The sequence below is a fragment of the Paenibacillus sp. JNUCC32 genome (genome assembly GCF_014863545.1).
GTDB lineage: Bacteria > Bacillota > Bacilli > Paenibacillales > Paenibacillaceae > Paenibacillus_AQ > Paenibacillus_AQ lautus_A.
In genome coordinates, this window is sequence record NZ_CP062260.1 from 572,277 (window position 1) to 592,765 (window position 20,489).

A 20,489-nucleotide genomic window follows, 5' to 3' on the forward strand; every position below is an offset into this window, starting at 1 on the left:
GACCAACACAAAGCGAAGGAGGGTGACCCCATTGGCTCGTATGAGCAGCGCAATCCCAGTACCTGCAGATGCACAGGCACCAACGAATCTACCATCGAACAAGCCCATGAACCGAACGAGGAAGAAGCTGATGAAGCACTGGCAGTTCTACCTGCTCGTGTTCTTCCCGTTAGTCTACATCATCCTCTTCAAATACGTTCCGATGTTTGGCGTACTGATTGCATTCAAGGAATACAACGTCGTACAGGGGATCTTCGGCAGTCCCTGGGTAGGGTTCGATTATTTCCGGCAATTATTCGACGCACCGTTCTTCTGGCAGTATGTCCGCAACACGCTCGAGATTTCCCTGTACGGCCTGCTGGTCGGATTCCCTGCACCCATTCTGTTGGCGCTGGCCCTGAATGAGATCAGGAACGGCCGATTCAAGAAAACCGTCCAGATGGTGACCTACGCGCCGTACTTTATTTCAACGGTTGTCATCGTCTCGATTCTGATCGTGAACCTCTCGCCCAACACCGGGCTGATGAGCAACCTGTTCCGGGCGCTGGGACTGGAAACCGTTGATTTTCTCGGCGTGCCGGAGCTGTTCAAATCGATCTATGTCTGGTCCGATGTATGGCAGTTCACCGGTTACGGCGCCATCATCTATATTGCGGCCTTGGCGGGAGTCAATCCCGATTTGTACGAGGCGGCCCGAGTGGACGGGGCGACCCGGTTTCAAAAAATCATCAATATCGATATTCCCAGCTTGTTTCCGGTCATCGTCATTTTGCTCATATTGAATCTGGGCAATCTGATGAGCCTGGGCTTCGAGAAAATCTATCTCATGCAAAACCCGCTGAATCAGAACACGTCCGAGGTCATCTCCACCTATGTGTACAAGGTCGGCCTGCTCGGAGCCAACTTCAGCTTCTCCGCCGCCATCGGCCTGTTCAATTCCGTTATCAATTTCATTCTCTTGGTCATCGTCAATTACGTATCCAGAAAAGTCTCATCCACAAGTCTATGGTAGGAGGAATCGCATGAGCAGATCAACCGTACGGGAGTCCGCTGCAGACCGGATTTTCCTTGGTATCGTGTATTTGTTTCTATCCGTCGTCCTGATTGTCATCCTGTTTCCGCTGCTGCATATTGTAAGCGCATCCTTCAGCTCCCCGGGCGCAGTGTCGTCGGGCAAGGTGTGGCTGTGGCCGGTGGACGTGACCCTGATCGGCTACAAAGCGGTATTCCAGAATTCCAATATTCTGATCGGGTTTGGCAACTCGCTGTTCTATGCCGTTGTCGGCACGCTTGTCAACGTCGCATTCACGGTGATGCTTGCATATCCGTTAGCCCGAAAGACGTTTTACGTTCGCAACCTCATCATGATGCTGCTGGTGTTCACGATGTTTTTTGACGGCGGGCTCATTCCGAACTATCTGCTCGTGAAGTCGCTCGGCATGCTCGACACGCGCTGGGCCATGATCATACCGGGTGCGTTAGCCGTGTTTCAGGTCATCATCGCCAGAACCTTTTTTCAAACCACGATCCCGGAGGAGCTCGCCGAAGCGGCCGAAATGGACGGCAGCAGCGACATTACCTTTTTTCTGAAAATCGTCCTTCCGTTATCCAAGCCGATCCTGGCCGTGCTCGCGCTGATGTACGCCGTCGGCCATTGGAACTCCTATTTCAACGCCCTGATTTATTTAAAGGACAGCAGCCTGTTTCCGCTGCAAATCTTCCTGAGGGATATTCTGATCCTGAATTCCGTCAGCGCCGAGATGGTGACCAACGTGAATGAGCTGCTGGTCCGCGAAGGGCTGAAGGATCTGCTGAAGTATTCGCTGATCGTGGTGGCAAGCGCCCCGGTACTGGTCATTTACCCGTTCGTGCAGAAGTATTTTGTCAAAGGCGTGATGATCGGGTCCTTGAAAGGGTGATTCCTGCTTATTGTGAAGGAGGTGAGGCCGGCAGTATAGAATGGGTAATTCCGATGATCGGACACATAGGGGGTATATGCAAAATTAGGTTTCGTTTATGAAGTACGGGCAAGCATTTCATATTAGGGAGGAATTGATTTGAAAAGGTTCACTGGATTAGGTTTAAGTCTGATTCTCGCGGCAGTGCTGGTTTTATCCGCTTGCGGCAAATCGAGCGAAACAGGAACTGGAAATCCGGCAAGCCCTCCGGAGTCGGGGGCACCCGTTGAACTATCGGTATTCGCTCCTCAGTCCGCCGGCATCGAGAGCCTCGAGGTCAATCCATTCTCCAAGCATATCGAAGAGAAGCTGGGGATTACGTTCAAATGGAATACGACGCCCGACGCGGTATTCAACGACAAGAAACTGCTGATGCTGGCCAGCGGGGATTATCCGGCGCTTATTATGAATGCCGGCATATCCAAGGCGGATCAGATCAAGTACGGAATGCAGGGGGCCTTTATCCCTTTGAATGATTTAATCGACCAGCATGCGCCGAACATCAAGAAGGCATTGGAGGAAGTTTCCTATTTGAAATCCGCCATGACGGCCCCGGACGGCAATATATACGCGCTTCCGAAGGTGAACGAGTGCCTGCACTGCACGTATGGCCAGCGGATGTGGATCAATACGACCTGGCTCGAGAAGTTAGGGCTTGAAATGCCAACGACCACCGACGAGTTCTATGAAGTGCTGAAAGCCTTTAAGGAGCAGGACCCGAACGGCAACGGAAAGGCTGACGAAATTCCGATGACCACTTCGCTCGATGTATGGGGAGGAGGAGTTGACGCCTTTTTGATGAATGCTTTTATATACAACAATGGCACGACTTATCTAAGCGTGAAGGATGGCAAGGTGATTTTGTCGGCGGCTGAGCCCGAATGGAGGGAAGGGCTGAAATATCTGCGTAAGCTTTACAGCGAAGGACTGATCGATAAAGGAGCCTTTACGCAGAACGGCGATGCCGTCAAGCAGCTTGGCAACAAAGCGGAGAATGTGGTCGGCACCGTCGGTTATGCGCTGATCAGCAGCGTGCTGGAGCCGACCGACGCCAAGCCCCGCCATAAGGAATACGATGTCGTTCCCCCGCTGAAAGGACCGAATGGCGTGCAGCTAGCAGGTTATAGCGTCGGAGCAGGGGACGGATCGTTTGTCATTACGAACAAAGCGACGGAGGAGCAGCGGATCGCAGCGATCAAGCTGGCGGATTACTTGTTCTCCGAAGAAGGCACCGTGATGACTTCCTGGGGGTTCGAGGGAGACGGATGGCGAAAGGCGGAGTCCGGTGCGCTTGATTATAACGGCGAGCCGGCCGCATACGAAGCGTTGAAGCGGGATGTGCCCGAGGGATCCCTTGACGTAACCTGGTGGCAGCTCGGCACGATGCTGATGGTGAATTCCCTCCGCGAATCCTTTGTTGCTCCTGAAGATCCGCTCGGCAACGGAGCCTACGAGTATCGTTTATGGCTGGCTGCCAAGAAATATGAGCCTTTTGCCAAACCGGAGTTAGTGTACCCGACCGATGTGTTCATCGATCCGAAAGACGCAACCTTTATCGCGCAGATTCAGAAGACGATTCAGGATTACGTGAAATCGAACCTGGCCCAGTTCGTAACCGGCAGCAAAGACATCGAGAAGGATTGGGATGCCTATGTCAGCGGATTTAAGGGGCTTCAGCTGGATAAGTATCTGGAGATTCATCAGAAAGCATTAGACAATCAAGGATGAGGTATGGGAGGTTTATCGTTTGCACAATTTCATTGAATACGCTGCCAACATCGAGCCCTCGGAACGTCAATTAGCCGTACAAGAGATGGAGTTTTACGCCTTCTTTCATTTTACCATCAATACGTTCACGGATATGGAATGGGGCACGGGAAAGGAAGACCCGGCGCTGTTCAATCCGGCGCAGCTGGATGCGGATCAATGGGTCAGCGCTTGTGTCAGCGCCGGGATGCGCGGCCTGATCCTGACCTGCAAGCATCATGACGGCTTCTGTTTATGGCCGAGTCAGTATACGGAGCATTCCGTGAAGAGCAGCCCTTGGCGAAACGGACATGGGGATGTGGTGAAGGAGGTTGCCGATGCCTGTAGGAGAAAGGGGATCAAATTCGGCATCTACTTGTCCCCATGGGACCGGCATGAACCGTCGTATGGGGATTCGCCGCGGTACAATCAATTTTTCCTGAATCAGCTAAGAGAGCTCCTGACCGGCTACGGCGAGATTTTCAGCGTCTGGTTTGACGGAGCCTGCGGCGAAGGGCCGAACGGCAAGCGCCAGGAATACGATTGGGATGCGTATTACGCCCTGATTCGGGAACTGCAGCCGAATGCCGCCATCTCGGTATGCGGGCCGGATATTCGCTGGTGCGGGAATGAAGCGGGGCATTGCAGGGAGTCGGAGTGGAGCGTCGTTCCGGCGTCGCTGCGCCAAAATGAAGCGATCCAGGAAAAGTCGCAGCAAACGGATGACCGGGAGTTCGCGCGCCGCTATGAATCCAGCGAAGAGGATCTCGGCAGCCGGAGCGTCATTCAAGGCGAGAAGGAGCTGGTATGGTATCCGGCCGAAGTGAATACCTCGATCCGTCCCGGCTGGTTCTACCATGCGTCCGAAGACGATAAGGTTCGATCGCTGGAAGAATTGCTGCATATTTATTACGGCTCGGTTGGCGGCAATGCCACCTTTCTGCTCAATATTCCGCCGGATACCCGCGGACTCGTTCATGAGAACGATCTGCGGCGTCTGCAGGAACTCGGGGACGCCATCCGAACAACGTTTGATACCGATTTGGCAGCCGGCGCGGATATTACGGCTTCCGAAACGAAAGCCGGATCGGATGCTCGAAATATGGTCGATGGTAACAAGGATACGTATTGGAGCCCCGAGGAGGGTACGGAATACGCCGTGATTGAGCTGGACCTCGGGCGGGCGATCGATTTCGATCATATCGTATTGGCCGAATACCGGTACGGGCAGCGGATCGAGCGCTTCGAGCTTGAATATATGGAAAACGGGAACTGGCACACGATCCAATCCGGGACGGTAATCGGGTGCAAACGCATCTGCCGCTTTCCCGCCGTACGCAGTCAATATATCCGCCTTACCATTTTGGAATCGAGATGGTGTCCGCGCCTGTCCGGCATGGAAGTTTACCGGAGCTCGAGGGATTGATGGGAGGACTGCAGATCTGCAGCCTCCCCTAAGGATTGGCAGTAATAAGGCGGCCATCGCAAAAGAGCGGTGGCTCCTTTTTTTCGAAAACGCAAAATTTACCTTCCGTTCCATCCAGATTAGTGTAAGATGTACGTGAAAGTACCTCATTCCATTGTAGAGAGGATGCAATCTGCATGAGTCATTCCATAACGTTTGAAACCCGGCTGTTAAGCTCTCTGTCCAAAGTATTCGCCGATGAAGAACTGTCCCCAGCCTCGTACGACGCAGGGGCAGCGTTTAGCAATGAGACATTCTCGTTTCAAGTTGCCTACCGTTCCAATCGCTTGTTGAAAAACATCCGGGTTATTCTGCAATCCGAGTTAAGCGAACGGGTGACCGTCCGCTCCGTAGGCCTGGTTCCGTCGGAGCTGCCTACGTATCATGACCATGACGAGTTTATCTTAAGAGCTACGCCCGGGCTATATCCGGACCCGCTGCTGCCTCTGGCATCAGATCCTGTTATAACCGGATGCCCAGGCCAGTGGAGAAGCCTCTGGATCACGGTACAGCCTGAGGAAGAGATCCAGGGAGGTACATATGAAATCCGGATCCGTTTTGAAGCGGAATCGGGAGATACGCTTGGGGAAGAGGTATTTACGCTGGAAGTGATTCCGGCAGCCTTACCTGCGCAGAAGCTCATTCATACGGAATGGTTCCATGCCGATTGCCTGGCAAACTACTATGAGGTGGGGATTTTTAGCGAGCGGCACTGGATGTTGATCGATCAATTTATGCAGACCGCGGCACAGCATGGGATCAATATGATCCTGACTCCGGTGTTTACGCCTCCGCTGGATACGGAAGTGGGCGGAGAGCGGCCGACGGTACAGCTGGTCGATGTCGATGTGAGCGAAGATGGAAAATATGCGTTTGGGTTTGACAAACTCGACCGCTGGGCTGACCTGTGTGATTCCAATGGCATTCAGTATCTGGAATTCTCGCACCTCTTCACGCAGTGGGGAGCCCGGCATGCGCCGAAGATTATGGCTAACGTGAACGGACAGCCGGAGAAGCTGTTCGGTTGGGAGACGGATGCGACTGGAGAAGCGTATCATGCCTTCATCAGACAATTCATTCCTGCCCTGACCGGTTGGATCGAAAGCCGGGGACTTGAGCAGCGCTGTTATTTCCATGTATCCGATGAGCCGTCCGAGTCCCATCTGGAGGCTTACGGGCATGCAAGCCGGTTGATGAACGAACTGCTGCCGGATTACCCGATCATTGACGCGCTCTCCGATATTTCGTTCTATGAGCAGGGGCTGGTGAAGCGTCCGATTCCGGGCAGCAACCACATCGAGCCTTTCCTGGATCAGCAGGTAACCCCGCTGTGGACCTATTATTGCTGTTCCCAATACAAGGAAGTGTCCAACCGATTCTTCAATCTGCCTTCGGCGAGAAACCGGATCATCGGGATTCAGCTGTATAAGTTTAACATTGAGGGATTTCTCCATTGGGGATATAACTTTTGGAATTCGCAATACTCGAAACGCGCCATTGATCCGTTCAAGGTGACGGATGCGGATTGCGGTTTTCCTTCCGGAGATGCATTTGTGGTATATCCCGGCGAAGTAGGGCCGATCGAATCCATTCGGCTGAAGGTATTCCAGGAAGCTCTTCAGGATTTGAGAGCGCTTCAACTGCTGGAAACCCAGATCGGCAGGGAGGCAGTTCTGCAGGCGCTGGAAGAAGGGCTTGAAGAGCCGATCACCTTCAAGACGTACCCAAGGGATCCGGAATGGCTGCTGTCGAAGCGGCAGTGGATCAATGATAAGATCAGGGAAAGCTTGGCTGTGAAGTAAGCGGGCCGGGAGTACGGCTTATTTAGACGAATCAGGGCCGTATAGGCCGAACGAATACGGCGTAATACTGCCCCATCTTCCTTTGAGAAGGTGGGGCAGTTTTTGATTTTCCGATCTGTTTTTTCGCCAGATGGGTACCAAGAATGTTTCATTCTTGCTTGTGCATGATCCCGTATGGTTCCATGATATAGAGAACGTGCATGTCATCAAGGTATACCGGCGCAAAGGGCAGTCCAATCCTAGGGATGAGATGGCCGGGATTCTGCCAACGATATCGGCAAACCACGCCCGTGGCGAAAGAGGCCTGCTGTGGTTCTAGTGGTGCCGCCGAAATTATGCCATCATAAGAGCAAGGGGGAAATGAACGATGTATTTGGATTTCAAGTTGGCGAATGACCGCCCGGCGTATATTCAAGTCAAGGATTACATGAAGCGCTTGATGACAACCGGGGCGCTGCAAGCCGATCAGAAGCTTCCCTCCACGCGTGAGCTAAGCGCGCTGTTTCGAGTGGGCCGCAATACGGTGCTGAGCGCATACTCCGATTTGGAGGATGAAGGCTATATCTACGCGGTTAAAGGGCAAGGACACTTTGTTTCCCCTTCGATCAGCGGGGCATCCGCACAGCCGGAAGGCAAACGGCTGGACTGGGGTCCTCGCCTGAACGAGTATGCCAGGCTTGCGGAAGCGAACGATCTGATGAAGCACGGGATCCGTGCTGAGAAGGGTTCCATATCGTTTACAAGCATCGCTCCCGACGAGAAGCTGTTCGACCTGCCCAATGTCAAGCGTGCATTCCTGGACCGGATGTCGCTTGAAGGCGATATCCTACTAAATTACGGTTACGCCAAAGGCTATAAACCGCTTATTGATTACCTTCTCCGTTACATGGAGAACAAAGGGGTGAATGTTCAGGGCAAAGATATGCTGATCACCAGCGGTTTTACGGAAGGCTTAAGTCTGGTGCTATCCGCCTTGAACCAAGGGCATGGCCGCATTCTCTGCGAGAATCCCACCCATCATACCGCCATTAAAAATTTTAAAATGCACGGGTACGCCATTACCGGCGTCGAGATGGAGCAAGACGGCATCAGCCTGACAGGGCTCGCACGCGAGCTGTCGGAGCGGTCGTACGACATGGCGTACCTTGTGCCTTCCTATCATAATCCTACCGGAATCGTGATGTCCCACCAGAAGCGGCTGGAAGCGCTGCGGCTGCTGAACGAGCATGAGATTCCCGTGATCGAAGACGGCTTCAACGAGGAGCTGCGTTATTCGGGCTCCCACATCGCGCCTCTCGTTGCATGTGCAGGAGGGGAGAACAACAGCGTGATTTACCTGGGCAGCTTCTCCAAGATTCTGTTTCCCGGCCTGCGAGTCGGATGGGTGCTGGCCGACAAGACCCTGATTCATTATCTGGAAAGCGTGAAGCGGGCCCGCAGCATTCATACGTCGACTCTGGATCAGTCCTTGCTCTTTCAATATCTGTACAATGGCAACTTCGAGAAGTATTTAAAGAGAGCGAAGGCCGAGTACAAGCGAAAATATGAACTTGCGATCCGCTGCTGCGAGGAGTGGATTCCGATGGAACGGCTGTCCGGCGATGGCGGGCTTCACCTGTTCGTTGAATTCGGTCCGGACTTCCGGACGCGGGAGCTGCTGGAGGCCTGTTCCGCCCAGGGCGTGGTGTTTACGCCGGGCGATATTTTCTATACCGATGGCGGCGGCCAGCACACCATGCGTCTTGGATTCTCCCGCGTCTCCGACGAGAACATCGAGAAGGGGATTCGCATTATCGGCGAGGCGGCGAGGAAGCTGGTGTGATCGGGGTGCAACAGAGATCGGAGGAATAATCCGCATGCGGAGTGATGATTAACATACAAAAGAATACTTCTCCGAGAAATCATGGGCTGCAACGGAGAAGGCGGAATTATTGTGGAGAAGCGGAGCGTTCTCCTTTGCCGTCGGTTTTCAACAACGAAAATTCAGATCAGTGGATATCTTAGGGCAACAGAGATCGGAAAAATAATCATCCACATGCGGAGTGTTGTACAGGCAATCAGCTTGAAGAATTTATTTAGGAGGTCTACATCATGAAGGTTGGCGTCATCATGGGAGGCGTATCCTCCGAGAGGGAAGTTTCACTCATGACCGGCAAAGAGATGATCGCTCATTTGGATAAAAGCCGCTACGAGGTTTATCCGATCGAGATTCACGATAAACGGGAGCTGATCAGCAAAACCAAAGGCATCGATATTGCGCTGCTCGCCCTGCACGGCACGTTCGGGGAAGACGGAACGGTCCAGGGCACCCTCGATACGTTGGGGATTCCGTATACCGGCAGCGGCGTTCTGGCCAGCAGTCTCTGCATGGATAAAGATTTGAGCAAGAAGCTGCTGCGTTACGAAGGATTGCATACGGCTGACTGGATCATGGTCAGCTGCATGGAAGAGCTGGCGGCCGCCGACGTGGAGGGGCTCGGTTTTCCCGTTGTGGTGAAGCCGAATGCGGGCGGATCCAGCATCGGTACCCGGATCGTGCGCGACTCGGCTGACCTTGCATCCGCCGTCGAAGAGGCGCTGCGGTGGGACCGCTCCGTCATGATCGAGCAATGGATCGAGGGAGAAGAAATCACCTGCCCGGTCCTGAACGGCGACATGCTTCCGATTGTGTCGATCAAGCCGAACTCGGAGTTTTTCGATTATGCATCCAAATACGAAGAAGGCGAAGCGGATGAGCAGGTGATCGAGCTTCCCGCAGAATTTCAGGAGCAGGTGCGCACAGCCGCGCTTCAATGCTATAAGGCGATGAAGTGCAGCGTATATGCCCGGATCGATATCATCCTGAAGGGAAAGATTCCTTATATTTTGGAGGTCAACACGCTTCCGGGTTTAACGAAGACCAGTCTGCTGCCAAGAAGCGCGGAAGCGGCGGGATATTCGTTCAGCGGACTTTTGGATGCCTTGATTGAAACCTCATTATCGGAACGAAAAAGCGAAGGCAAGGAGTAGAAGGATATGAAGACAACGAGCAGCTTTCTAACATCGACGGTGCAAGTCATGCCGCCATCCGGCATCCGGCAATTTTTTAATGCTGCGGAAGCGGATGACGAGGTCATTTCGCTCGGCGTGGGCGAACCGGATTTCGTGACGCCCCAGTGTGCGATCGATGCATGCAAACAGGCGCTGGAGCACGGGCGCACGATGTACACGCCGAATGAAGGGCTGATGGAGCTGAGGGAAGGAATTGCAGACTATCTGCATGCCGGCTTCCAGCTGCAATACGAGCCGTCGAGGGAAGTCCTGGTCACGGTCGGCGGCAGCGAAGCGATTGATCTTGCGCTGCGGGCGCTCATCTCGCCGGGCGATGAAATTATCATTCCCGTACCGGGATATGTCGCCTATGCTCCTCTTGTGCAATTGAACGGCGGCACCGTCGTCGAGCTGGAGCTATCCGCCGAGCATGGCTTCAAGTTGACGGCGGATGCACTGCAGCAGGCGATCACGCCCCGGACGAAAGCGATCGTTGTTAACTTTCCGAGCAATCCGACAGGAGCCGTCATGACCCATGAGGATTGGCTTCCGATCGCACGCCTTGCGGTCGAGCACAATTTGGTGGTGATATCAGACGAGATGTATGCCGAGCTTACTTATAGCGGCACGCATACGAGCGTCGCTTCCCTGCCGGGGATGCGGGAGCGGACCGTCATCATCGGCGGATTCTCCAAAGCCTTCGCCATGACGGGCTGGCGGGTCGGCTACCTCTGCGGCGAAGCCGGGCTGGTGGGCGCTATGGTCAAGATCCATCAGTATACCGCGCTCTGCGCGCCCATCATGGGACAGATTGCGGCCATCGAATGTTTAAAGAACGGGCTCGAGGATCGGGACGTGATGAGGCAGGCTTACGATGAGCGCCGACAAATGTTTGTGCAGGGACTGAGCGATATCGGCCTGAGCTGCCGCGATCCTCAGGGAGCCTTCTATGCATTCCCCAGCATAACCGGAACCGGCCTCGGCTCGCAGCAGTTCGCGGAGCGATTGCTTCGGGAGGCCAAAGTAGCCGTTGTGCCGGGCCATGTATTCGGTGCCGGGGGCGAAGGCTTCATCCGCTGCTCGTATGCCGCTTCGTCCGCTCGACTCTGCGAAGCGCTCGAACGAATGGAACGCTGGCTTCAAACGCATGTACGTGCCGAAGGTCTTCATGCCTTACAGAATTCTTGACAGCTTCCGGTAATCGGTAGCGGTAATCCCCTCCAGCCTCCGGAAGATACGGCTGAAATAATGAATGTCCGGGTATCCGACGCCTTCGCCAACCATCTCGATCGAGATGTCGGATTCCCGGAGCAGCCGGCGCGCTTCACGGTGACGAACGGATTGCACGAATTCGCTCGGCGGCATCCCGGCAAGGCGCTTAAACAATTTGGCGGTATGATCCGCGCTTAACATCAAATGCTCCGCGATGACTTTGTTGCTCCAGTCTTTGGCTGGAGCTTTTTCGATTTGAGCCATCAGCTCGATCAGCTTGGCCTCGTGCGGCGACGTTTCCGTCAATGCCCGGGAGGGGTGCGTCCGAAACAGTTGAACCAGCACATCCAGCATCAGACCCTTGCAGGCAAGCTCGTAGCCGGCGGGACGCAGGGTAAATTCCTCTACGATGCGTTCCATCATCTGTACGCATGGCAGGGGAGGCGTATAGATAATCCGGGAAGAAAGGGGAGGGAAGGCGGATGACACGGCTTCATGCGCGAACTTATCCGTATCCACCACGGCTTCGTTCACGATCATATCGGCTTCCGTCTGGATGTCCAACTCATCGAAAAAATCAAAATGGATACCCAGAAAACGCGCGTCGGGATGGGAAACCACCTCATTTTGGTGGTAAACGCCGGACGGCAGAAAGATCAGCTGGCCTGCTTCGACGACATGCCGGTTCCCGTACAACGTGGTAACGGCTTCCCCATGGCATACATAGAGCAGTTCGAAATCATATAACCTGCGCTGCGGGAGAGCTCCCGTCGCCATGCGTTGAAACTGTGCATAATGAATGCTGGGCGACCATTCGCGGAAAGGCGCTTCGCGTTTTACCGGATAATCGGGGTCCATATCGGCCATCGTAGATTCACTCCCAAATGTTATTAAGAGAATAGAACGGAATTGTCCAAATAATCGCTTTTCTTTCTAAATCATTTCTTGGAATGTTTATTTATTATATAAGTATTATTACATCCAATTGGTTTATTTACAACTTGACGGAAAAAGTCAAATGATGCGTTTCAGAAAACATTTGTAACATCATCAACCTATGAATTTTAGGAGGGATTTGCGATGAAAAAAGGGATTAATATCTGGTCGTTCCCGGGAGAGGCTTCCATCTCCGACTGTATCCGATTGGCAAAAGAAGCGGGCTTTGACGGAATCGAATTGTCGCTGAACCAAACGGGGGAGCTCGGGCTCCAGGCAGGCGATAAGGAAGTGCAGAACATAACGGCACAGCTGAAGGACGCAGACCTCGATATTGCAGGATTGGCGACAGGCTTGTATTGGGACTATCCGATGACCAGCGACGACCCGGCCATCCGTGAAAAGGCCATGGACGTTTGCAAAAAGCAGCTGGAGCTCGCGGCTGCATTCGGTGTGGATGCCATTCTTGTGATACCAGGGGCGGTCGGCGTCGATTTTGTTCCCGGTTCGGCAGTCATCGATTACGAATATGCTTACGAGCGGGCTCAAGAATCCATTCGCAAGCTGGTTCCGTACGCGGAAAGCGCCGGCGTTTCGATCGCGCTCGAGAATGTATGGAACAAATTCCTGTTGTCCCCGCTGGAATTGCGGACCTTCATTGACGAGATCGGTTCCGACTATGTCGGCTCATATTTTGATGTAGGCAACGTCGTGCACAACGGTTATCCGGAGCATTGGATTCGGATTTTGGGCGAGCGGATCAAGAAAGTCCATTTCAAGGATTACCGCAGGCAGGCAGGCGGATTGCACGGCTTTGTCGACCTGCTGGCAGGAGACGTCAATTATCCCGCAGTGGTGGAAGCTCTGCGCCTGATCGGCTACGACAACTATGTCACGGCAGAGATGATCCCGGCCTACACCCATTATTCGGAGCAGATCATATTTAACACATCCAATGCGATGGATGCGATTCTTGGACGGACGCCGTCTTTGCGCAAGCCGGACGCGCGGCAGCATCAAGGACAATCATAATCATAAGGGATACGGAGGGAATGAGAATGCTTAAGATCGGAATATTGGGTTTTGGTTTCATGGGCCGCATGCATTTCGACAATTATCTTCGTTTGGCTCAAGAAGGCGCAGACATCGAGCTGGTGGCGATTTGCGATCTCCTCATCGATGAGCTTAAAGACAGCAAAGCCAACGGGAATATGGCGACCGAGCGGGATGTCTACGACCTGGAGCCCTATCGTCTTTACGACCATGTGGACAAAATGCTCGAGCATGAAGATCTGGATATCGTGGATGTGTGCCTGCCAACGTATTTGCATGCGGATATGTCCTGCATGCTGCTGGAGCGCGGCATTCACGTCCTGTGCGAGAAACCCGTTGCGGGCAGCTCGGAAGAAGCCTGGCGCATGGTGAAAACAGCGGAACGCACGGGCAAAACGCTGATGATCGGACAATGCCTGCGTTTCTGGCCGGCTTATGAATATTTGAAAGAATGCGTGGAGGACGGCCGCTACGGCAGCATCGTTGCGGGCGAATTCTTCCGGGGATCGGAGCCTCCTAAGGGCTGGTTCCTGGAAGGGGAGAAAAGCGGAGGCTGCATCACGGACATGCATGTGCATGACGCGGACATGATCCACTGGCTGATGGGCAAACCGGAGCGGGTGTCCACATTCGCCAAAACGATCATTGAAGGAAGCTCGTACGATATCGTATCCACCCATTACACTTACCCTGACGGGAAAGTGATTAACGCCCATGCGGATTGGACGCTGCACGGCGAACATGGCTTCCATATGGGATACCGGGTAAATTTCGAGGAGGCTACCCTGGTGTTCGAGAATAATGAATTGAAGGTGTATCCTGAAGACGCACCGGGCTTTACAGCCGAACTGTCCGGAGATTCCGGCTACTACCGCGAGCTTCAGTATTTCATCGAGCATGTTGCGCAAGGAAAGCCGGTAACGGTATGTACGCCAGACAGCGCGGCAGGATCGCTGGAAATTATCGAAGCCGAGATCCGTTCAGCGAGAGCGAACGGGGCTTTGGAGACCGTGACGGGGAAACAAGCGGTATCTTAAGGTATACAAGTTTCAAGTTCCAACATACATCATGGTGCGACAATGAACAGGCCGATCAGGAAATTTCCTGATCGGCCTGTTGTTTGTGTTTATCAAGTCCTTTCCAAGCGAACGTTGCGGTTTGCTTGGAACGGTCTCAAAGCTTGCGTCGGTTTATGCTCTGAACGTCTTCAAGAAGTCCACGGCAAGCTTGATGTCCGCTTCCGGATTGGTCTTCACTTCGCGTTCGATTGTCAAATACCCGGTATAGCCGATATCTTTAAGGGCTTGCAGGTAAGCATTCCAGTTAACGCCGCCTTCGCCAAGCGGAACCTCACGGAACTTCTCGCCGGATTCCGCCATATCGGCAATTTTGTCATGGTCAAGCGCGGGTGCTTCATATCCGAAATCGCCGTATACGTCACGAGGATCGATGTAGTCTGCCAGCTTGATTCCGTCCTTCGCGTGCGTATGAACGATATAATCCTTCAGGTTGTATACGCCCTGTACTGGATCGTCCCCGGTGACCATGACCATGTTGGCCGGGTCAAAGTTAACGGATACGCCGTTGGAACCCAGGCCGTCCAGGAATGATTTCAAGTGAGCCGAAGGCTCCGGCCCTGTCTCGATGGCAAAAAACGCGTTCATCGAGTTTGCGAAGGTGCTGAGCTCTACGCAGGCCTTATGCATCGTTTCGTATACGCGGCCGTTGTGATCCTGCGGCACGATACCGATATGGGTCGTAATGATATTGGTTCCAAGCTCCAAACCGAGCTCCATGATCCGCTTGGATTTTTCGATTTTGGCCGCATTTTCGGCAGGATCCTGAAAGCCGTGTCCGCCAAGGTCACCGACGAGGGCGGAAATTTCAAGTCCCAGGGAATCGATATAATCCTTCAATTCTTTTCGAGCGGAAGCGGAGAGGTTGGCTGGATCCATTTCGCCGTGAACGGCATAAATCTGTACGCCGTCCGCCCCGACCTCCCGTGCTTTGACAAGACCTTCTCTTACGCCAACCCGAAAGCTGTCAACGATAACGCCAATTTTGTTAGGCATGATAGGCTTCGACATCCTAATATCCCCCTTATATCATCCTTATGTGATCCATAAGCCTTCTGCCTTAAGCTTCGTTCCAGGCTTTACGGACATATTCCAAACCAAATTTAGCACCCGTGCGGCAATCTTCCATCCCTTCGAATTCAATCGAGATATAGCCGTCGTAACCGGATTCCTTCACGATGCGAACGACTTCCGGCATATCGATATCGCCTTGGCCGACAATCGCGCCACGCAGCCAGTTGCCGCTGGAGGTGTTAAACCAGCCGGATCCGGGCGCGCGGTTAGCCGGACGATAGTAGAAGTCCTTGAAGTGAACCATGGACGCGAGGCCGATGTTGTTCGCGACAGCCACGGTGGATACCTCGTCTGCACAGAGGAAGTTTCCGATGTCCAGGGTTGTTTTGAAATTAGGGTGGTTCACGGTCTGAACCAGAGCTTTGACGCGGTCGCTATGCTGAATGAAGTAACCATGGTTCTCCACGCTGGTGGTAATGCCGCGTTCTGCCGCGTAATCGGCAATGATGCGGCATGCATTGGCCAGCCGCGGAAGTTCCTCCAGGAAATGCGTGATGGACAAGTCCTTGGAAGAGCCTACGTCATGGCGCATCAGCTTGACGCCAAGCGCAGCCGCAATGTCCACTTCGCCTTTAACTCGTTCAATCTCCGCTTCATAAGCAGCGTCATCCAATTCCGCAAAATTGGCGCCGATGGCGTAGTTGGAGATTTCAAGCCCTTTGGAGGCGGCACGGGATTTGATCGTATCGATCAGCTCCGGCGTTTCCTTGAGGTTAAAGCCGAGCGGAACGATCTCGATATGCTCTCCGCCGATCTCCGCAACGTAGTCGATGACGTCGGTAATGGTCATTTCGCCTTTGTTCATGGCCTGGTACAGGCTGTACGAGCTTATTCCGAGTTTCATAGGAGAACTTCAGCCCCTTTCTCGGCGGATTCATAGATGCCGCACAGAATCTTCATGATCTCAACGCCGTCTTCAACCGGGCTGAGCGGTGTTGTGCCGTTCTCGATACAGGAAATGAAGTGATTGACCTCGCTTTGGAAAGCAGCATCGAAGTCGAATCCCTTGTTGTCGGTTTGCGGCTGGATGTTGATGATGGTATCGTGCTTCTCGGTTACGATGGAAACCTCAGGGTCGATCTCGAATCCGCCCTTGTCTCCATACAATTTAACGGATTGCAGATTTTCCTTCGAGTGCAGCGTGAAGCTTACGTCCACCAACAAAGAGGCGCCGTTTTCAAAACGGATCATTGCATTCGCCATATCCTCGACGGTGTTCTTCTCAGCATCATAATCAGCTGCTTTATAGAAGGACAGGTTGCGCACGTTTGAGCGATTGCCCAGCTTCCGGTATGTATTGGCACTGACGGCAACCGGCTTCGGACGGCCCATCATGTACCAGCACAGATCGATGACGTGCACGCCGATATCGATGAGCGGTCCGCCGCCGGAACGTTCGATGTCGGAGAACCAGCCGCCCGGATTGCCGAGGCGGCGAATGGAGGAAGCCTTCGCGAAGTAGATCTCCCCGAATTCACCCTTGTCTGCAAACTCGCGGAGCATTTGAGCGTTAGGGTCATAGCGTCTTACGAAACCGACCTGGAGCATCTTGCCGGAGGATTTCACGGCCTCCTGTACTTGAAGCGCTTCCTCAACGGTGCGGCAAAGCGGTTTCTCAACCAGAACGTGTTTGCCGGCATTCAGTGCCGCAATGCTGATTTCGGCATGCGTATTGTTCCAGGTACAGATGCTTACCGCATCGATTTCCGGATCGGCCAGAAGTTCTTTATAGTCCGTGTAGACTTTGGTAGCGCCGTATTTTTCAGCTGCGCGCTGTGCTCTTTCTTCGTTTAAATCGCACACGGCGAGCAAATTCGCGTTCGCATGTTTTTGATAGGATTGCAAATGCATAGCAGAGATTGATCCAGTGCCAATGACGCCAACATTAATAGATTTCATGAGTTCACTCCTCTGAATTTACTGCATTACACTTTCGTATTATAATGCTTTTAGAGGAAGACACCATGATAAACCGTGCTGTTTGTTTGTACAATTGTGCTGTCTTACTGGAAGGAGATCAGAGCATTGGACAAAACACTGCGAGAACCGATGACGATGCCGGATCCTCAGTTTCCGATCAAGGTTCATCGTTGCGAGTTTGATGGCCGGGGACAGGTATTATTTAATCATCACTGGCATGAGCATCTTGAAATATTATATTTTGTTTCGGGGGAAGCGACGCTGGAATGCGGCTCGACCACCTTTACCGCCAAGGAAGGCGATATGATCGTCATTAACCGAAATGAACTGCATTATGGCCTCAGCCAGTCGGACCATTTGTTTTATTATGCGTTAATCGCAGATTTCTCGCTGCTGCAGAGCCATTCCCTGGATGCGCCCGAGATGAAATTCATCACGCCGATCACCCAGAACCGGCTGATCTTCGAAAACCGAATCAGCGGGGATGATGCGCTGGCGCCCATGCTATCCATTATCAAGGAGCTGGAACGGCAGGAATTCGGTTATGAGCTGGCTATCAAATCGGAGCTGTACCGATTGCTTACGCTCCTGCTTCGAGGTTATGTCGCAACGGTTCTGACGCAGGATGAATACGTCGAGCGGATGAAGAACGTCGAGCGGTTTGCACCGATATTCAAGTATATCGAGGAGCATTACCGGGAGGATCTGTCGGTGGAGCAGTTATCCGGCATGGCCGGCCTCAGCCGTTTTCATTTCAGCCGGTTGTTCAAGGAAATCAGCGGCCGAACCGTAACGGAGTACGTGAATGAAACCAGGCTCAACCGGGCGGATTACCTGCTCCGCGAAAGCCCGCTTACGGTATCGGAAATCGCGGCTGCTACCGGATTCAACGATATTTATTATTTCAGCCGGACCTTCAAGAAATATAAGCGGATGGCTCCATCGGCTTTGCGGAAAAAGTGATCCCGAGGTTTTGCGGTTCTATCAGGTTCCATATAGACATAAATATAAAAGCGACATATAATGAGTAATCATATTGATTGCATAAAGCGGCGGAGACGACGGAGAACCCTTTTGCTTACATGCATACCGTATTTGGTATGCATTCCGAGCAGAAGCGGTTCTTTTTTTTAGATTATGAATGTAAAAGTTTTCAGCGAAGCTGAACCCATTCGATAATCGCAAGAAAAACGTCCACTAAATGCGGTTTGTCTTCTGTGAAGGTACGTCGATAGATGTTTTTCTTATTATATGTTGAGAGAGGAGAATGTCAGGTGGACACAAGCTTATCCGCCAAGATGCGGACCCGTTATTTACAGGACATGTCGGCAAAAAAGCTGGATGTGCTGGTGATTGGCGGCGGTATCACGGGGGCGGGCATTGCTTGGGACGCCAGCTGCAGAGGGATGAGCGTGGGCTTGGTGGAGATGAATGATTTTGCTTCGGGAACGAGCGGCAGATCAACGAAGCTGATCCACGGGGGACTCCGGTATTTGAAGCAAGGGGAAATCGGCCTGGTACGGGAGGTGGGCTCCGAACGGGCGCTGCTTCACCGCAGCGCTCCGCACCTGGTGGAGCCGATCCCCATGCTGCTCCCTATTTATAAAAAAGGCACCTATGGTTATTTTGCCAGCTGCGTCGGGTTGTATCTGTATGACTGGCTGGCGGGTGTCAAACGCAGCGAACGGCGGAAGATGTTTCGGAGGGAGAGCACCCTGGCCCTTGAACCACTCTTTCGGAAGGAGGGATTGAAAGGTTCCGGTTATTATTACGAATACCGCACCGATGATGCTCGTTTGACGGTCGAAGTGGTAAAGTCTGCAAGGGCTAAGGGAGCGCACATCGCGAATTACGCCAAGGTTCGTGAATTCATTTATCGAGGAGGAAAAGTAGCAGGAGCACAGGTGGAAGACCAATTGAGCGGGGAGACCTATGCGATATACGCCAAAAAAATCATAAACGCCGCTGGTCCATGGGTGGATCAGGTCAGGCTGAAGGATCATTCGCTCAAGGGCAAGCAGCTGCTCTTAACAAAGGGCGTTCACCTGGTGGTGGATCATGCCAAGCTTCCCGTACGACAGGCCGCTTATTTTGATGTGCCTGGCGGCCGTATGATTTTTGCCATTCCGCGGGAGGGCAAGACGTATATCGGAACGACTGATACCGTCTATAAAGGGTCGATTGAGACGCCCGGCATTACCGAGGAAGACCGGCGCTATCTCATCGATGCGATCAATCATGCGTTTCCGGAAGCAGGGCTGAAGCCAAGCGATATCGAATCCGGATGGGCGGGACTGCGGCCGCTCGTTCGCGAGGAAGGAAAAGGTCCTTCGGAAATTTCACGAAAAGATGAGTTGTTTATATCCGATTCCGGTTTGATCACAATTGCAGGCGGAAAGCTGACCGGATTCCGGAGAATGGCCGAAAAGGTCGTTAACCTTGCTGCCAGACAGCTTCAGGACGCCGATGGCACTATCTATCCTCCTTGTACTACGGATCGGGTTCCGATAAACGGAGGAGACTTGAACGGACTCACCTATGCGGAAGCTCAGGAGAAGCTTATTAAACAGGGCGAATCCCTCGGCATCAGGCACGATGACGTGAGGCGCCTTATGACCAGGTATGGTACCGATACCCTTGAACTGTTTAAACGGATCAAGGCTGCTTCCGACAAAACAGAAGCTGTCGGATTTAGATTGCTGCGTGCCGAAATCGAGTATTCCATCGAATGCGAAATGACGATGAGTGCCGTGGATTTTCTGTTAAGAAGAACAGGCTGGATGTTATTCGACCGGCCCAAAACCGAGCGAGTCATTGCTTCGGTCATGAGCTTGATGGGAGAATACTTAGAGTGGGATTCTGAGGAAGTCGACAGGCAATGGGAGCTGCTGCAGGACCAATTGCAGGCGGCATGGGGAGTAGCGGAAGGTAACAGAATGGAGCTGACTGCAGCTCCGACGGATCGGGAACACGTCAATGATGCGGTCTCCAAAGAAGAAGCCGGGCATCCATCGGCCGTGTCGGCGATGAACCGATAAGGTTTATCATCATGATGATCTTGTCAAATGTAAAATGTGGATGTAGTATAACCATATAAAGTTATAGAGCGGGCAGAGATGATGAGAAGCCCTTTGCATAACGAGAATCTTTCATTTGTCATGAATGAAGGTTTCTTCCATGCAAAGCGCTTCTCATTTTTTTGTATCCGCAAGGGACC

17 protein-coding genes are annotated in these 20,489 nt (G+C 52.9%); 13 read left to right on the top strand and 4 right to left on the bottom strand.

Going from position 1 to position 20,489, the window contains the following annotated elements:
- The first annotated feature begins 40 nt into the window (after positions 1-40).
- From JNUCC32_RS02550 to JNUCC32_RS02590, 9 genes are all read left to right on the top strand, one after another.
- The gene (locus JNUCC32_RS02550) at positions 41-1,012 is read left to right on the top strand and encodes an ABC transporter permease (protein WP_015736745.1); all 972 of its coding nucleotides are present in this window, start codon (positions 41-43) and stop codon (positions 1,010-1,012) included.
- 10 nt (positions 1,013-1,022) lie between these two features.
- Complete coding sequence (locus tag JNUCC32_RS02555; RefSeq protein WP_096776089.1) at positions 1,023-1,919, top strand: carbohydrate ABC transporter permease; 897 nt, start codon at positions 1,023-1,025, stop codon at positions 1,917-1,919.
- A 138-nt stretch (positions 1,920-2,057) separates the two neighbouring features.
- Positions 2,058-3,686, top strand: a complete 1,629-nt coding sequence (locus JNUCC32_RS02560) for an ABC transporter substrate-binding protein (protein WP_192571006.1) — start codon at positions 2,058-2,060, stop codon at positions 3,684-3,686.
- Between the two features lie 19 nt (positions 3,687-3,705).
- On the top strand, positions 3,706-5,130 hold the full coding sequence (locus JNUCC32_RS02565; protein ID WP_192571007.1) for an alpha-L-fucosidase: 1,425 nt from the start codon (positions 3,706-3,708) through the stop codon (positions 5,128-5,130).
- A 176-nt stretch (positions 5,131-5,306) separates the two neighbouring features.
- Positions 5,307-6,971, top strand: coding sequence for a DUF4091 domain-containing protein (locus JNUCC32_RS02570; protein WP_192571008.1), 1,665 nt, complete (start codon positions 5,307-5,309; stop codon positions 6,969-6,971).
- A gap of 154 nt (positions 6,972-7,125) precedes the next feature.
- A complete protein-coding gene (locus tag JNUCC32_RS02575) occupies positions 7,126-7,290 on the top strand; it encodes a hypothetical protein (protein WP_162939100.1) in 165 nt (54 codons plus the stop codon).
- A gap of 48 nt (positions 7,291-7,338) precedes the next feature.
- The gene (locus tag JNUCC32_RS02580) at positions 7,339-8,793 is read left to right on the top strand and encodes an aminotransferase-like domain-containing protein (protein ID WP_192571009.1); all 1,455 of its coding nucleotides are present in this window, start codon (positions 7,339-7,341) and stop codon (positions 8,791-8,793) included.
- A 269-nt stretch (positions 8,794-9,062) separates the two neighbouring features.
- On the top strand, positions 9,063-9,980 hold the full coding sequence (locus tag JNUCC32_RS02585) for a D-alanine--D-alanine ligase (RefSeq protein ID WP_192571010.1): 918 nt from the start codon (positions 9,063-9,065) through the stop codon (positions 9,978-9,980).
- A gap of 6 nt (positions 9,981-9,986) precedes the next feature.
- Positions 9,987-11,189 (top strand): aminotransferase class I/II-fold pyridoxal phosphate-dependent enzyme, encoded by a 1,203-nt coding sequence (locus JNUCC32_RS02590; protein WP_192571011.1) that lies wholly within the window; start codon positions 9,987-9,989, stop codon positions 11,187-11,189.
- Here JNUCC32_RS02590 and JNUCC32_RS02595 read toward each other — a convergent pair.
- The gene (locus JNUCC32_RS02595; protein ID WP_192571012.1) at positions 11,175-12,080 is read right to left on the bottom strand and encodes a helix-turn-helix transcriptional regulator; all 906 of its coding nucleotides are present in this window, start codon (positions 12,078-12,080) and stop codon (positions 11,175-11,177) included. The two genes, JNUCC32_RS02590 and JNUCC32_RS02595, sit on opposite strands and share 15 nt — an antisense overlap.
- A gap of 213 nt (positions 12,081-12,293) precedes the next feature.
- On the opposite strand from JNUCC32_RS02595, the gene JNUCC32_RS02600 reads away from it, so the two are divergent.
- Both JNUCC32_RS02600 and JNUCC32_RS02605 read left to right on the top strand, forming a co-directional pair.
- Complete coding sequence (locus tag JNUCC32_RS02600) at positions 12,294-13,181, top strand: sugar phosphate isomerase/epimerase family protein (protein WP_036660164.1); 888 nt, start codon at positions 12,294-12,296, stop codon at positions 13,179-13,181.
- Between the two features lie 26 nt (positions 13,182-13,207).
- Positions 13,208-14,239 carry a Gfo/Idh/MocA family protein gene (locus JNUCC32_RS02605; RefSeq protein ID WP_096776082.1) on the top strand — a complete coding sequence of 344 codons (1,032 nt, stop codon included), beginning with the start codon at positions 13,208-13,210 and terminating at the stop codon, positions 14,237-14,239.
- A 153-nt stretch (positions 14,240-14,392) separates the two neighbouring features.
- On the opposite strand, the gene JNUCC32_RS02610 is transcribed toward JNUCC32_RS02605, so the two are convergent.
- Genes JNUCC32_RS02610 through JNUCC32_RS02620 form a run of 3 tightly spaced genes read right to left on the bottom strand, consistent with a single transcriptional unit; the run spans position 14,393 to position 17,251 of the window.
- On the bottom strand, positions 14,393-15,289 hold the full coding sequence (locus JNUCC32_RS02610) for a sugar phosphate isomerase/epimerase family protein (protein ID WP_145037202.1): 897 nt from the start codon (positions 15,287-15,289) through the stop codon (positions 14,393-14,395).
- A 49-nt stretch (positions 15,290-15,338) separates the two neighbouring features.
- Positions 15,339-16,196, bottom strand: coding sequence for a sugar phosphate isomerase/epimerase family protein (locus tag JNUCC32_RS02615; protein ID WP_015736733.1), 858 nt, complete (start codon positions 16,194-16,196; stop codon positions 15,339-15,341).
- Positions 16,193-17,251 carry a Gfo/Idh/MocA family protein gene (locus JNUCC32_RS02620; RefSeq protein WP_015736732.1) on the bottom strand — a complete coding sequence of 353 codons (1,059 nt, stop codon included), beginning with the start codon at positions 17,249-17,251 and terminating at the stop codon, positions 16,193-16,195. Before JNUCC32_RS02620 ends, JNUCC32_RS02615 begins: the two co-directional genes overlap by 4 nt.
- Before the next feature lie 126 nt (positions 17,252-17,377).
- Here JNUCC32_RS02620 and JNUCC32_RS02625 point away from each other — a divergent pair, with 126 nt between their 5' ends.
- On the top strand, positions 17,378-18,235 hold the full coding sequence (locus JNUCC32_RS02625) for an AraC family transcriptional regulator (protein WP_096776080.1): 858 nt from the start codon (positions 17,378-17,380) through the stop codon (positions 18,233-18,235).
- A gap of 311 nt (positions 18,236-18,546) precedes the next feature.
- Positions 18,547-20,310 (top strand): glycerol-3-phosphate dehydrogenase/oxidase, encoded by a 1,764-nt coding sequence (locus tag JNUCC32_RS02630; RefSeq protein ID WP_192571013.1) that lies wholly within the window; start codon positions 18,547-18,549, stop codon positions 20,308-20,310.
- The last annotated feature ends 179 nt before the right edge of the window (positions 20,311-20,489 follow it).

Bases quoted from the DNA above. Each gene is read 5' to 3' on its own strand.
- JNUCC32_RS02550 (WP_015736745.1), top strand. From the start codon at position 41: ATGAGCAGCGCAATCCCAGTACCTGCAGATGCACAGGCACCAACGAAT.
- JNUCC32_RS02555 (WP_096776089.1), top strand. From the start codon at position 1,023: ATGAGCAGATCAACCGTACGGGAGTCCGCTGCAGACCGGATTTTCCTT.
- JNUCC32_RS02570 (WP_192571008.1), top strand. From the start codon at position 5,307: ATGAGTCATTCCATAACGTTTGAAACCCGGCTGTTAAGCTCTCTGTCC.
- JNUCC32_RS02580 (WP_192571009.1), top strand. From the start codon at position 7,339: ATGTATTTGGATTTCAAGTTGGCGAATGACCGCCCGGCGTATATTCAA.
- JNUCC32_RS02585 (WP_192571010.1), top strand. From the start codon at position 9,063: ATGAAGGTTGGCGTCATCATGGGAGGCGTATCCTCCGAGAGGGAAGTT.
- JNUCC32_RS02590 (WP_192571011.1), top strand. From the start codon at position 9,987: ATGAAGACAACGAGCAGCTTTCTAACATCGACGGTGCAAGTCATGCCG.
- JNUCC32_RS02595 (WP_192571012.1), bottom strand. From the start codon at position 12,080: ATGGCCGATATGGACCCCGATTATCCGGTAAAACGCGAAGCGCCTTTC.
- JNUCC32_RS02600 (WP_036660164.1), top strand. From the start codon at position 12,294: ATGAAAAAAGGGATTAATATCTGGTCGTTCCCGGGAGAGGCTTCCATC.
- JNUCC32_RS02605 (WP_096776082.1), top strand. From the start codon at position 13,208: ATGCTTAAGATCGGAATATTGGGTTTTGGTTTCATGGGCCGCATGCAT.
- JNUCC32_RS02610 (WP_145037202.1), bottom strand. From the start codon at position 15,289: ATGTCGAAGCCTATCATGCCTAACAAAATTGGCGTTATCGTTGACAGC.
- JNUCC32_RS02615 (WP_015736733.1), bottom strand. From the start codon at position 16,196: ATGAAACTCGGAATAAGCTCGTACAGCCTGTACCAGGCCATGAACAAA.
- JNUCC32_RS02620 (WP_015736732.1), bottom strand. From the start codon at position 17,251: ATGAAATCTATTAATGTTGGCGTCATTGGCACTGGATCAATCTCTGCT.